This is a genomic window from Acinetobacter sp. ANC 4558 (assembly GCF_002135375.1).
Taxonomy (GTDB): domain Bacteria; phylum Pseudomonadota; class Gammaproteobacteria; order Pseudomonadales; family Moraxellaceae; genus Acinetobacter.
The window spans coordinates 324,204-337,562 of sequence record NZ_NEGH01000002.1 but is presented as its reverse complement, the minus strand read 5'-3'; the positions used below and the strand labels follow the sequence as shown (position 1 = coordinate 337,562).

General features: G+C 35.1%; 16 protein-coding genes. 9 read left to right on the top strand and 7 right to left on the bottom strand.

Translation table 11 applies throughout. From position 1 onward, the window contains the following. Nucleotide 1: 1 nt before the first annotated feature. The 3 genes from B9T31_RS03995 to bioD are packed head-to-tail and all read left to right on the top strand — an operon-like array spanning nt 2 to nt 2,576. Nucleotides 2-1,159 (top strand): 8-amino-7-oxononanoate synthase, encoded by a 1,158-nt coding sequence (locus B9T31_RS03995; protein ID WP_086180669.1) that lies wholly within the window; start codon nt 2-4, stop codon nt 1,157-1,159. Continuing rightward, nucleotides 1,156-1,938 (top strand): malonyl-ACP O-methyltransferase BioC, encoded by a 783-nt coding sequence (bioC, locus tag B9T31_RS03990; protein ID WP_086180668.1) that lies wholly within the window; start codon nt 1,156-1,158, stop codon nt 1,936-1,938. The genes B9T31_RS03995 and bioC overlap by 4 nt, the downstream gene beginning before the upstream one ends. Beyond that, nucleotides 1,935-2,576: a dethiobiotin synthase gene (bioD, locus tag B9T31_RS03985; RefSeq protein WP_086180667.1), complete on the top strand. Its 642-nt coding sequence runs from the start codon at nt 1,935-1,937 to the stop codon at nt 2,574-2,576. The genes bioC and bioD overlap by 4 nt, the downstream gene beginning before the upstream one ends. A 79-nt stretch (nt 2,577-2,655) precedes the next feature. Here the strand turns inward: bioD and rluB are convergent, their stop codons facing one another. From rluB to B9T31_RS03960, 5 genes are all read right to left on the bottom strand, one after another. Beyond that, on the bottom strand, nt 2,656-3,705 hold the full coding sequence (gene rluB / locus B9T31_RS03980) for a 23S rRNA pseudouridine(2605) synthase RluB (RefSeq protein WP_086180666.1): 1,050 nt from the start codon (nt 3,703-3,705) through the stop codon (nt 2,656-2,658). Nucleotides 3,706-3,744: 39 nt separating this feature from the next. After that, nucleotides 3,745-4,338: an SMC-Scp complex subunit ScpB gene (gene scpB / locus B9T31_RS03975; RefSeq protein WP_086180665.1), complete on the bottom strand. Its 594-nt coding sequence runs from the start codon at nt 4,336-4,338 to the stop codon at nt 3,745-3,747. Continuing rightward, nucleotides 4,335-5,129, bottom strand: a complete 795-nt coding sequence (locus B9T31_RS03970) for a segregation and condensation protein A (protein ID WP_086180664.1) — start codon at nt 5,127-5,129, stop codon at nt 4,335-4,337. The genes scpB and B9T31_RS03970 overlap by 4 nt, the downstream gene beginning before the upstream one ends. 984 nt (nt 5,130-6,113) lie before the next feature. Beyond that, nucleotides 6,114-6,731, bottom strand: a complete 618-nt coding sequence (locus tag B9T31_RS03965) for an L-threonylcarbamoyladenylate synthase (protein WP_086180663.1) — start codon at nt 6,729-6,731, stop codon at nt 6,114-6,116. 89 nt (nt 6,732-6,820) lie between these two features. After that, nucleotides 6,821-7,483, bottom strand: a complete 663-nt coding sequence (locus B9T31_RS03960) for an elongation factor P hydroxylase (RefSeq protein WP_086180662.1) — start codon at nt 7,481-7,483, stop codon at nt 6,821-6,823. 97 nt (nt 7,484-7,580) lie between these two features. Between B9T31_RS03960 and B9T31_RS03955 the strand changes: the two genes are divergently transcribed. From B9T31_RS03955 to B9T31_RS03930, 6 genes are all read left to right on the top strand, one after another. Continuing rightward, nucleotides 7,581-8,138, top strand: a complete 558-nt coding sequence (locus tag B9T31_RS03955) for a YceD family protein (RefSeq protein WP_086180661.1) — start codon at nt 7,581-7,583, stop codon at nt 8,136-8,138. Nucleotides 8,139-8,223: 85 nt separating this feature from the next. Beyond that, nucleotides 8,224-8,409 carry a 50S ribosomal protein L32 gene (rpmF, locus tag B9T31_RS03950; protein WP_054581309.1) on the top strand — a complete coding sequence of 62 codons (186 nt, stop codon included), beginning with the start codon at nt 8,224-8,226 and terminating at the stop codon, nt 8,407-8,409. 194 nt (nt 8,410-8,603) lie between these two features. Then, nucleotides 8,604-9,590 carry an ACP S-malonyltransferase gene (gene fabD / locus B9T31_RS03945; RefSeq protein WP_086180660.1) on the top strand — a complete coding sequence of 329 codons (987 nt, stop codon included), beginning with the start codon at nt 8,604-8,606 and terminating at the stop codon, nt 9,588-9,590. Next, nucleotides 9,587-10,321, top strand: a complete 735-nt coding sequence (gene fabG, locus B9T31_RS03940) for a 3-oxoacyl-ACP reductase FabG (protein WP_086180659.1) — start codon at nt 9,587-9,589, stop codon at nt 10,319-10,321. Before fabD ends, fabG begins: the two co-directional genes overlap by 4 nt. Nucleotides 10,322-10,407: 86 nt before the next feature. Beyond that, a complete protein-coding gene (acpP, locus tag B9T31_RS03935; protein WP_054581312.1) occupies nt 10,408-10,644 on the top strand; it encodes an acyl carrier protein in 237 nt (78 codons plus the stop codon). A gap of 119 nt (nt 10,645-10,763) precedes the next feature. Further along, nucleotides 10,764-11,093 (top strand): MGMT family protein, encoded by a 330-nt coding sequence (locus tag B9T31_RS03930; RefSeq protein ID WP_213033220.1) that lies wholly within the window; start codon nt 10,764-10,766, stop codon nt 11,091-11,093. Nucleotides 11,094-11,138: 45 nt separating this feature from the next. On the opposite strand, the gene B9T31_RS03925 is transcribed toward B9T31_RS03930, so the two are convergent. Both B9T31_RS03925 and greB read right to left on the bottom strand, forming a co-directional pair. After that, nucleotides 11,139-11,582, bottom strand: a complete 444-nt coding sequence (locus B9T31_RS03925; RefSeq protein WP_086180657.1) for a universal stress protein — start codon at nt 11,580-11,582, stop codon at nt 11,139-11,141. Nucleotides 11,583-11,942: 360 nt separating this feature from the next. Then, nucleotides 11,943-12,413: a transcription elongation factor GreB gene (gene greB / locus B9T31_RS03920; protein WP_086180656.1), complete on the bottom strand. Its 471-nt coding sequence runs from the start codon at nt 12,411-12,413 to the stop codon at nt 11,943-11,945. Nucleotides 12,414-13,359 lie beyond the last annotated feature (946 nt).

Here is a 13,359-nt window from a genome sequence, read left to right as displayed (position 1 = left end):
CGTGAGTTTATTAGAACAGTTTGAACAGCAATTGCATGTTTTAAAGAAACAAGGGAATCTTCGACAATTCATATCAAATGAGCAAGATGGGAAATATATTCAAATTGCCCAGAAAAAAATGTTGAATTTGTCATCAAATGATTATTTGGGTTTGGCAACGAATTTAGAGCTAAGAGCACATTTTTTTGATTTGACACCAAATTATTTAAAGCTCATGAGCAGTTCATCTTCAAGATTATTAACAGGTAATTTTTCTCAATACGAACATTTGGAACAATCTTTAAGTACTGCATTTTCAGGTCGGTCTGCATTGGTATTTAACAGTGGTTACCATATGAATATTGGTATTTTACCTGCTATTAGTGACAGTAAAACCCTTATTTTAGCTGATAAATTAGTACATGCGAGTATGATTGATGGCATCCGTTTATCTAGTGCCAAATATGTAAGATATCGACATAATGACTTATCACATCTTTTATCATTGCTTCATAAATATCATGATGATTCTGCGATTAATAAAATTATTGTTGTCACGGAATCTATTTTTAGCATGGATGGTGATGAAACAGATTTAACTCAATTGGTACAGATCAAACAACAGTTTCATAAAGTGATGCTCTATGTGGACGAAGCACATGCAATCGGAGTTCGTGGTGGAAAAGGCTTGGGCTGTGCAGAACAGTATAGGGTGATTCAAGAGATCGATTTTCTTGTGGGGACTTTTGGTAAGGCATTGGCTTCGGTTGGCGGATATTTAATTTGTCACTCAATCATTCGTGAGTATTTAATTAATACGATGCGTCCATTAATTTTTAGTACCGCACAGCCGCCAATAAATATGGCATGGACACAATATATTTTTGAATATATGCAGGGTTTAAGCGCACAGCGAGAAATATTTGTAGAGAAATGTCAAACTTTTCGTCATTTAATAAAAAACAAAAAATATCAGTGCCCATCAAGTTCACATATTGTTCCGATTATTATTGGCGATTCAGAAAAAACGGTTGCAACAGCAACTCGACTACAAAATGCTGGTTACTATGTTATGCCAGTACGACCACCGACGGTACCTCAACAGTCTTCGCGATTAAGAATTTCATTGAATGATTTAATTGAAGTGGATGAATTAAGTACTTTGGTTAATCTTTTATGAGCATAAATCATTTAATTAATAAGGCGCAAATCGCAAAACGATTTGCTCAGGCACAGCAAAGTTATGATGGTCATGCATGGGTGCAGCAGAAAATTTGTCAAAATTTATCCGTATTGATGGATCAATATCTTGAAAAGCAAGCCTTGAGTACTGTATTGGATATAGGCTGTGGCTCAGGTCAATTAAGTCATCTTATTGCTGAAAAGATTCAGGTGGATGAATGGTTTTTAAATGATTTATATCCAGAAATTAAAGTACATTATTCAGATTTTAAACAGGTGAATTTTCTTATTGGTGATATTGAAAAGCTCAGCTTGGATATGCCTTTAGATTTGGTTGTGTCGAGCTCCGCATTGCAATGGGTGAAAGAAATAGATGGTGTTTTTTCGAAAGTATCAAGACAGCTTAAATTGAATCATTTATTGTGCTTTTCGACATTTGGAAGACAAAATTTAACTGAAATAAGGCAACTTACTGGGCATGGATTGGATTATCTGAGTGAGTTGGAACTTAAATTAAGCTTGGAGAAGAATGGTTTTGAAATTTTACATTTTTCTGAAAGTTTAGAGATGATGCCATTTGAGCACCCGAAACAAATATTGCAACATTTAAAAGCAACAGGTGTGACGGCAACAGCAAAAAAATTTAGATGGAATAAATCAACATTACATACGTTTTATGAAGCTTATGAGGCATTGATATTTCAGCTGGGTGATGGGCAAAAAATATATCCATTAACCTATCATCCTATATATTGTATTGCTCGGAGAATAAAATGACGGCCCAAGTATTTTTTGTGAGTGGAATTGATACGGGTATTGGTAAAACATATGCGACGGGTTATTTGGCTAAACTGTGGAATGCTCAAGGTTATCGTACAATCACACAAAAATTAGTTCAAACAGGCAATATTGATATTTCTGAGGATATTGAAAAGCATCGACAAATTATGCAAATTGATTTTTTAGAAGAAGATCATCAGAAAATTACGATGCCTGAAATTTTTAGTTATCCTGCATCTCCTCATTTAGCAACCAAGATTGATGGGCGAGAAATTGATTTTAATAAAATTGAAAAAGCGACACAAAAATTACAAGAAAAATATCAGATGGTATTGTTGGAGGGTGCAGGAGGGCTTATGGTACCACTCACCGATCATATACTGACGATTGATTATTTGGCACAAAAAAAGTTTCCATTAATTTTGGTGAGTTCTGGTCGGCTTGGAAGTATTAATCATACCTTGTTAAGTCTGGAAGTTTTAAAAGCGAGAAAAATTGAACTTTATGCATTAGCATACAATTTAAATGATGAATCAAAAGATGAAGTTATTTCACTTGATACTGCAAATTATTTAAAACACTATTTGTCCATTCATTTTCCTCATACTCAATGGATTGATATCCCTCGTCTTTAGAATTTTTATATTATATTGACATTATTCATTCATTAAAAAACCGCTCACTTGAGCGGTTTTTAGATTGAACTAATTGGACTTAAAATTTCTTGAAACCTTTATGTACACCGTATGGTTTACGTGGCGCATTACTATTTCGTTGTTCGCGATTTCCAGCATTGTCATCACGACGTTCACGATGACCTGAGTGGTTGTCATGACGGTCACGGTTTCCAGCATGCTGATCGCGTCGTTCACGATTACCCAAATCATCATCTAGCTGTGATGTTTGAGTTGCTTCAGTGTCACGACGTTGTTGACGTAAGTAACCACCACGACGTGCTGCCATTGGTTTTTCTTGCATACGTTCATTACGACGCTTTGCCATACCAAATAAACCAGTACCTTGGCGTGGTTTAAGTTCAACACTTTTTGCTAAATTGTCGATATCTTGTTTATCTAATTCCATCCAACGTCCTGTGCGTAACTCGCGTGGTAAAATAACAGTGCCATAACGAGTACGTAATAAGCGGCTTACTTTTAAGCCTTGTGATTCAAAAATACGACGAACTTCGCGGTTACGACCTTCTTTGACAACAACTTGATACCAACGATTAATCCCTTCACCACCAATTTCGGTAAAAGATTCAAATTTTGCTGGACCATCATCTAAAACAACACCTTTTAACATGTTGTTTTTTAGCTGATGTGTAACTTCCCCCATAACACGAACAGCATATTCACGTTGAATTTCATTTGATGGGTGCATTAAGCGGTTCGCTAGTTCACCATCATTTGTAAAAAGAAGTAAGCCAGTCGAGTTAATATCTAAGCGTCCTACCATGACCCAACGATCATTAGAAATAGGTGGAAGATTATCAAAAACTGTAGGCCGATTTTCTGGGTCGTTGCGAGAGCAGATTTCACCTTCTGGTTTGTAATAAATCAGGACACGACGACGAATTTCATCTTCAACTTGAAATTGTACTTTACGACCGTCGATGCGAAGCTCATCTCCTGGCTCGATACGTTCGCCAACTTGGGCTACTTGACCATTGACGCTTACACGACCAGCAGCGATGACTTCTTCCATATAACGGCGAGAACCCAAGCCAACACGTGCAAGTACCTTTTGCAATTTTTCACTCATGACAGTATAACCTTAGAAATATCATAACAGTCCACCTATTTATGACTTCGGTGCATTGACATCGAGGTTCATAAAAGCTTCCTTGGCATTCTGTAGGGGAGGCAATTGGTTGATTGATATTAAACCAAATGCATTCAAAAACTGAGGCGTTGTAACTAACAACGCGGGTCTTCCTGGGAGTTCTCGGAATCCCGACTCTTTAATCCAATTCCATTCAAACAATGTGCGTAAATTTTGGCTATTGTTTGTAACTCCACGAATTTGTTCTATATCAGATCTCGTCACGGGTTGATGATAAGCAATCACCGATAGGGTCTCTAATAGGGATGGCGATAAACGAGTTGGTCGCTCAGGCCATATTTCTGTAATAATATTACGATATTTAGTGCGAACTTGGAAACGGAAACCTTGTGCTGTTTCAATAAGTTCAACGGATCTTCCATGCTGTAACATAGAAAGTTGCTGTAAAAATTGTTGTAATTGTTGCTTTGTATAGCGATCTTTAAATGCATCTTTTAACCGAGCTAATGAAACTGGTGCTTCACTGGAAAATATAATGGCTTCGAGTTGCATCAATGTTTCATGCAAATTTTCTTGATCATGATTGATAGATTGAAAACTTTCGGATGTCATATGCGCACTCCTTGTATGGCAAGAGGGGCTTCTATTCCTGTGGTAATAATTTCAATTTTCTGTTGACGAGTTAATTCTAGAATAGCCATAAAAGTAACAACCATTCCCATTCGACCTTGATTGGTGTTGAGTAGCTCTGTGAACTGTAGTACTTCACCAGATTCAATCCGACTTTCAATATAAGCGATACGCTCTTCAAGTAGAACAGGTTCTTGTAATATTTGGTGTGTTACAGGTTCAGGTCGGTTAAATACACAAAATAACGCAGTGCTGAGTAAATCTACGTCATATCCAACATTATTTACATGAAGATGGCCTAAAGATACATTTGTTGTAAATGTATCACGTTCTAAGATAGGCATTTGATCGAGTTGTTCAGCTGCATGTTTTATTCTTAAATAGGTTTCTAAACGATCAATGAGCTCTTGTTTCGGATCTTTTTCTATAGCCGAACTTAAAGGAGGTTTAGGAAGCAATAAGCGTGATTTTAAATCAGCTAAAAGTGCTGCCATGACCATATAGTCTGCGGTTAATTCAAAATTAAGTGTTTTCATTGCATCCATATAAGACAAATATTGAGATGCAATAGGTGCAATGTCTAATTGAAGTAAATCGAACCCATTTTTTTGAATTAAGTAAATTAAAAAATCGAGTGGTCCTTCGAAATGCTCTAAGAGAATTTCAAATGCTGCAGGAGGAATATATAGATCCTCTGGTAGAGTATTTTGCCATTCATCTAGAACTCGAATGTTTTGCAAAATTTCCATTGCATCTTGGGTACTTTGATTCATTACATTTATAAGCCACGCGAATTTTCAAAAGCATGATCACTATTGGGTTTAGCTTAGGTAGCTAGACTTGAGAAATAGTAAGGGACGATACTGTTTTAAGTCTAAAGGAAATTTAGACTTAAATAAATCAAATAGTAAGAATATTGAATAAAAAAATCTGAAATAAATATAGGTTATTTATTTACGTGATGATTCAAATTATATTGTTGCGTGATGCTTAATCATACATTTAGATATAAATATCACTATTTTGTAATATAAGGTTGTAATGATTTTAATTTTTTTATAAATATATCAAATGGTAAAATAAGATAAAATTTGTTGTGTTATAGCACTTACATTAAAGATGTTATTCTTCATATCTCTTTATGTCAGTATGCATAGAAATAGAGTAATTCTAAGTATTTTAGGTGAATTTTACATAATTTAAAATTTTACAATTCAAATTAAGAAACTATTTTTGATAGACCCATGTTTAGCAGACTAAACCTATTTATGTTTTTCCTATTCTACGGTTGCAATATAAATTTAATGACAGTTAGGGCTGATTTTTTCCTTTTTCAGAGTTGATATGAAAGGTAATTAAATCGGGCTGTAGAGTTGGGTTGTGTATCGTATTTATTATTTCATGAAAAAATGGTTATTTTATTAAAATTAAAAATGATTGATTTTCTCATATTATGAAAAATTAACTACTTTAGCCATCATCATTTATGGATTACTTAAATAAGTTTTAATCAGGTTATGAGTGATTTGCGTTGAAAGATTGGTCTAAATAAGTTGTCTTTATTTAAATCATTTAATTTCGAACTTTTTAATAGATGAATGTAGAGTCAAAGAATAGAGATATACAGTATAGGGCAGCATATTTAGATAAAGACAAATTTAATTGATATCCAAAAATAATACTTAAAAAGGAGTTAGCATTATATATTTTAAATGTTCAAAACTCATTCTTACTATTTTGAGTGGAATGACCGTTTTTTATTCAAATGGACTAACATCTCCAGCACCACGACGAATTATTTCAGGATGATTACCTGATAAATCGATAATACTGGTAGTCGATAGAGTACCTAAACCACCATCAATCAAGACATCAATACGATTGCCAATTTGCAGTTCAATATCGTACGGATCATCCAAAGGCTCTTTTTGATTTGGCAAAATAAGTGTGCTTGTTAAAAGTGGTTCACCTAGTTCTTGGAGCAGTTGGCGACAAATCGGGTTACTTGGAATTCGTAGACCAATTGTTTTTTTCTTAGGGTGCATAAGTCGACGCGGGACTTCACTGGTTGCTGGCAGAATAAATGTGGTAATGGCAGGTGTATTATTTTTAAGTAATCGATACATGGCATTGTCAACCTTTGCATAGGTCGCAATATCAGATAAATCCGCACAAATAATCGCATATTGATGTTTTGGCCCTAAACCTCGTATTTGAGAAATTCGTTCCATCGCATTTTTATTTCCAATTTGGCAACCTATGGCATAGGCAGCATCCGTTGGGTATACGATTACTTCACCAGCACGTATTCTTTCAACGGCTTGGCTAATCAAACGGGCTTGTGGATTTTCAGGATGAACTCTTAAATGTAGCATTTCTTATATATCCTTATCTTACATTGCCTAACATATTATGAATCTGCAGATGAATAAGATGCAATCTTTAAAAAAAATTAATCTGCAATTTAATCGAGCATTTCTCTTGTAAACTCATCGGAATGTAACATTTTGCCATGTCGCGTACAAATGCAGATACATGAAATAAAGTAAAGAGCATCTTTTGGAAGTTGATCTTTACCAGTTAAATAGCGCTGTAATTGGCTATAGACATTGTCTTTAAATGTTGAACCATCACCACCATTTCCTGTTAGATTGTCTAAAGAAACCCGAAATTTTCGCCCAAAGGCTTGAGAAAACAACCATTCAATGGCTTGTGGTTTGATTTCGACGTGTTCAAACAGTGCTTGTTGTTCTGCTGTACGTCCGTCAGGTGCGTACCAATAGCCTAAGTCAGCTAATGCACGTCTTTTGTGACCTGCAATTGTCCAATGACTGATTTCATGTAAAGCGCTGTTAAAAAAGCCATGTGCAAATTGAATGCGAGCGGGATGTTGATTAACGGCAGGAAAATACTCTGGTTCAAAATCACCACGAACTAATGTGACATTTTGGTGGGAAAACCAGTGATTAAAGTGTAAGATAAGCCAATCAACTTGTTGAGTTTCCGGTTCAGACTTTAACCAAGCTAAATATTGCACTTGTGTTAATAAATGATCGGAGATGGAAGATGAAAGTGTGCTAACAAGTGATGAAATACTCACTTCTGTTTGCGGCTGCAACAGATGCATGACTGAATTTACCTAATTGGTCTGTCAAAATTAGTACAAAATTGTATCTTAATCTTTGACAGAGTACTGATGAATTTGTAGAATTGCCGCCTTAATTATGTCAGCAAATACCTTTCCGGCACAGATTGAGCCGTTTAAATGGGCAGAGCAAGGTTTTTCATGGTCAGGAACACTGCCATTGTCGAGCTTTCCTCGTATTGCCCGTGAAGCTGTTGGGTCAATTGATAATCAATTGATCACCATAGACTGTAAGCTATCAATGGATGCCTATCATCGCATTGTATGGTTAGATGGTCACGTTGAAACAAAAGTTCCAATGGAATGTCAGCGTTGTTTAAATGCTGTTGATATTGAACTTGTTTCAGATTTTCATCTAGCTCTTGTAGATGACGAGTCACTGATAGAGCGCTTGGATGAGGATGCTGATTTCATTGTCTTGGGTGAAAGTGAAGCAACCACAAAAGGTGACTATGATGCACCTGCATTGGCCAATTTACTTGCACTTATGGAAGATGAACTGTTATTGCTAGTGCCATTGTCTCCTAAGCATATTGCTTGTGAGCATAAGCATCAGCCTGCCATTCAAGATATTGTCGAAGAAAAGCGGGATAATCCGTTTGATGTTTTGGCAAGTTTGAAAGGTAAACTGAACTAAATTCGGTATAATAGTGTTATACTATTGAGTTAAGACAACTGAATTTGTTCTGATCCATTTTTTTCGATCTTTGTAAGGAGCCATCATGGCCGTTCAGCAAAACCGTAAAAGTCGCTCTCGCCGTGACATGCGCCGTTCACATGACGCTTTAACCGAGAATGCATTAACAGTAGACCAAACTACTGGTGAAACTCATCGTCGCCACCATGTATCTAAAGATGGTATTTATCGTGGTCGTCAATTATTCGCTAAAGCAGCTGATGCTGAATAATTTATGATGAAGCATTAGGCTTAAAGCTTAGTGAAAAAATGGGAGCGAAAGCTCCCTTTTTTTGTTGTATTTGGCAATTACTAAAGCCGAAATTAAATGTTAAATTGCGCAGCACAAATAAGCTTACATGAGAGTTTGTGGATATTATGGCAAATTTGACATTTATCGACAGGTCTTAATTAAAGGATTTTTTTATGTCTGCGAAACAACTCGAGCAAACGACTAAGGCAACAAAAACAGCATTTGTGTTTCCTGGACAAGGCTCTCAAAAAGTTGGAATGTTGGCTGAGCTTGCAGAACAATTTTCTGGAATTCGTGAAACATTTGCAGAAGCGTCAAAAGCAGTGGGTTTTGACTTATGGCAAATTGCGCAAAACGGTGAAGAATTAAATCAAACAGAATTTACTCAGCCCGTTTTATTAACTGCAAGTATTGCTTTGTGGCGTGTTTGGTTAGAAATTGGTGGTGTAGTCCCTAAATATCTAGCTGGACATTCATTGGGGGAATATAGTGCTTTGGTTGCATCTGGAGCATTGACACTGGGTGATGCGGTTAAATTGGTAAATTTACGCGGTAAACTCATGCAAAATGCAGTGCCTCAAGGTCAAGGTGCAATGGCTGCAATTCTTGGGTTGGATGATGTGAAAGTACTTGAACTCTGTGCACAAGTGAATACGCAAGGTTTGGGTTCTGTTGATGCTGCAAATTATAATGCCAATGGTCAAGTTGTCATTGCGGGTGATAAAGCATCTGTTGAAGCAGTCATGAATACAGCAAAAGAAGTGGGTGGGAAAGCAATTAATTTACCAGTATCGGTACCTTCGCATTGTGCATTAATGAAACCTGCCGCAGAACAGTTTGCAATGGCTTTGGAAGAAACTGCCATTGAGCTACCAGGTGTTCCTGTAATACAAAATGTAAATGCTGAAATTGCATCAGATGTGACTCAGTTACGTACTGCATTGACAGAGCAGTTGTATCAATCTGTTCAATGGACAAAAACCATGGAATTTCTTCAAAATGAAGGAATTGAATATATTGTAGAATGTGGTCCAGGTAATGTACTGGCGAATTTAGCAAAACGTTTACCAAAAATTGAAAAAGCATTACCGCTTGACTCAAAAAGTCGCTTGGATGATGCACTAAATGCCATTTTAGTGGCTGAAGGAAGAATTGCATGACACAGGAACGCAAAGTTGCATTGGTAACAGGTGCAAGTAGGGGAATTGGCGCGGCCATTGCGCAACAACTTATACAAGATGGTTTTTTTGTTGTAGGTACTGCAACTTCTGAAGCGGGTGCGGAAAAACTGACGGCAACATTTGCTGAAAATGGTGTGGGTAAAGTATTGGATGTGCGTGATGGTACAGCAATCGATTCATTGGTGACAGAAATTGAACAAAATTATGGTTCAGTTTTGGTTTTAGTGAACAATGCAGGTATTACAAAAGATAATTTATTATTACGCATGTCTGAAGATGACTGGGACGATATTTTAAATATTCATTTAAAAGCGGTATATCGTTTGTCTAAACGTGTGCTCAAAGGCATGACGAAAGCTCGTTTTGGTCGAATTATTAATATTAGTTCTGTAGTTGCACATTTTGCAAATCCAGGACAAGCGAACTATTCTGCTGCTAAAGCAGGAATTGAGGCTTTTAGTCGCAGCCTTGCTAAAGAAATGGGTAGTCGTCAAATAACAGTAAACTCTGTGGCACCTGGTTTTATTGCAACAGAAATGACAGAACAGTTAAGCGAAGAAATTCGTAAAAAAATGAGTGATCAAGTGGCATTAAATCGTTTAGGCGATCCACAAGATATTGCGAATGCTGTGAGTTTTTTAGCATCAGATAAAGCAAGTTATGTCACAGGTACTGTATTACATGTGAATGGTGGTTTATACATGAGCTAAATAGCTCCAGTATAAACTTTCAAAAAAGTAAAGATTGAATTAAACTAACGGCATTAAAAACGCCACAAGCAATGAGGAGAATTCCTGTGAGCGATATCGAACAACGCGTGAAACAAGCGGTTGCAGAACAACTTGGTCTTAAAGCAGAAGAGATTAAAAACGAAGCATCTTTTATGGATGATTTGGGTGCAGACTCTCTTGATTTAGTAGAATTGGTTATGTCTTTCGAAAATGATTTTGACATTACAATTCCAGATGAAGATTCTAACGAAATCACTACTGTTCAATCGGCAATTGACTATGTTTCTAAGAAACTAGGTTAAGTGTTGATTTCAGCTCTGCTGAAAAGAGAAGACCACCTATTTGGGTGGTCTTTTTTTTGATAGTGTTATCGTGAATAATGATAAATACGTCAAATAGCGATTTAGAGAAATATTTTATGATGGATGATACTGAACAACCGTTAATAACAAATGAGTTTCTTCAAGTGGTTAGCTTAATTCCTTATGGTAAAGTTGCGACCTATGGACAAATTGCAAAACTTTCAGGTTTACCTAAACACGCTAGGCATGTTGGTTTTGCTTTAAAAAAACTAGATAATCATAGTGATCTTCCTTGGTATAGAGTTGTAAATTCACAAGGAAAAATTAGTTTACAAAAAGAAAATGAGCGAGGTGAGAATTTGCAGGTATTAAAACTACAGAATGAGGGGGTTTTTATTGTGGATGGTAAAATTAATTTAAAGCAATATCAGTGGAATACATATGAGTAAAACCCCCAATTTATAGATTAAGGGTTTTACTTTTATGCTTGGATCTTAAGCTTTGCGGACAATCAGAACTGGTGTTGTACCTTCGGTTAGCACGCTTTGAGCAACACTGCCTAAAAAGAATTTTTGTAGACCAGTGCGACCATGTGAACCAATAATAATTAAGTCAGCATTAATTTCATCAGCTGCACGTGTAATCTCACGATGTATAAGTTGCCCTTCGAGCAGGCGTGTTTCGACATCTACACCATGTTCTGCAAATTTAGCTTTGGCTTCTTCTAAAGATTTTAATATGAATCCTTTTGCTCGCTCAATAAGTTCGTTGGTTTGAGAAGCAGAAATGTATTCAGCAGCAATATATGGGTCTAGGGTAAGCACTTGAACAACTGTAATTTTACTACCAAAACCTTTAGCAAACTCAATTGCTTTTGCAGCAGCAGCATAGGAAGTTTCAGAGCCATCAATAGGAACTAAAATATTTTCAAATGGCATGTTCTTGCTCCTTATTTTATAGAAATAAATATTTGAATATTGTCATTGCACTTTCTTCTTACTTTCATTCTAAACGAAACTGAAGATGAATCAACTCTACTAATCAAATAAATAAATAAAAAAATATTATTATATAAAATATAAAGTTACTTTTATTTTTTTAAATAATTTTGATCGATTTTCAACAAGATTGTTCATATTATTAGACTTATTGATGAGAAGATTCTTTGATTAAATTTTAGCTGATGTTATTCGGAAAAAATAATATAGATGATGAATTCATAATATTCTTGCTAAGTTAGTGTAATTGAAAACATTGCTTCATATACATGGATGTTATTGGTAGAGCTGGGCTGAGTATTATTGATAACTTATTTTTGAAATATACCAAATTTTTTTTCCATGTGGAGTTTGTACATGTACTTCATCATCTATTGATTTGCCTAAACATGCTTTGGCAAGTGGTGCTTGAAGAGAAACATAATCCTTGTGACCATAAATTTCTTCATCGCCAACGATACGGAAGGTAATCGTTTCAGTCGCATCATTTTCTAGTTCAACCCATGCTCCAAAATAGGCTTTGCCATCTTGTTCGGAGTTATATTCAACTGGTTGAGCAACTTCAAAAAGTTTGGTTAAAAATCTAATTCTACGATCAATTTCTCTCAATTTTTTCTTATTATACTGGTAATCAGCATTTTCAGATCGATCGCCAAGACTGGCTGCCCAAGAGACAATTTTAGTAATTTCAGGGCGTTCTTTACGAACCAGATCATTTAACTCATTTTGTAGGCGTTGATATCCCTCAACTGTTAATAATTTACGCTTCAATATTTAAACTCCAAGACCTAGTGTAAGAGATGATATCTCAACTTAAAATTAAGTAAATGAGTTCTATAGAAAATAATAGGATTGAAAGTATCTTTTATTACTAACACTTCTATTTGTCCACATAACACGCTAACAAGATATTTCAATATGCTTGATGGTGATGATAGGTGTAGTTTGCTCGAATGTTGATGTAGAGGTGTAGAAATGGGTAAAATAAATGATGTTTATTGAGCGCTTGATATTGAATAAACTTTCTTTTCTCTAAAAGGCGAAGATATATGCTTCATGTGTTTTACCGAATTTTATAAATGAATAATCTTTGAGATATTTGAGAAAATATGGATATTTCGGGGCTTAATGTTTTTTTCAAAGTAAACTTAATATATAAAAGTTAAATGTTGAGAGATTATATATTTTCAGTTGATCTTAGCTGTTTGTTTCTGGGTTTATTAAATGAAACCAATTTATAATTCTTGTTATTATTGAATAATAATAGTCATTTGTATTTGTTGGAGTAAATGCTTATAAATGTTATATGCTTGTGTATTATATAAGAAAATTCTAAAATATTGTATCTACATATTTTTTTATTACATCTATTATTGGGGGGTTGGTGTTGTAACTACAATGCTAAGAAATTTAGTTTATTTCATACTTTTAGAGTGCGATGTTTTTATTTATAGAAAAAGAAATAAAAAAATGAGTTGAAAATTATAGCTTGAACTAAACTTAGTGTTAATAAATTTATATTTTAGAGGTTTACTTAAGAATTATGTAAAAATTAAAATAAACGCTTTAGCTTTCTATGTTTTCTAGCTCGATTGAGTGGTCTAAAAATAATGACTGCAATAGCGTGAAAATTAATGTAGGGGCTATTTGAAATGATATCTTTTTAGCGTGCTGTTTGAGCTATTCATGATTTTATAAACATATGAATAGAAATTTC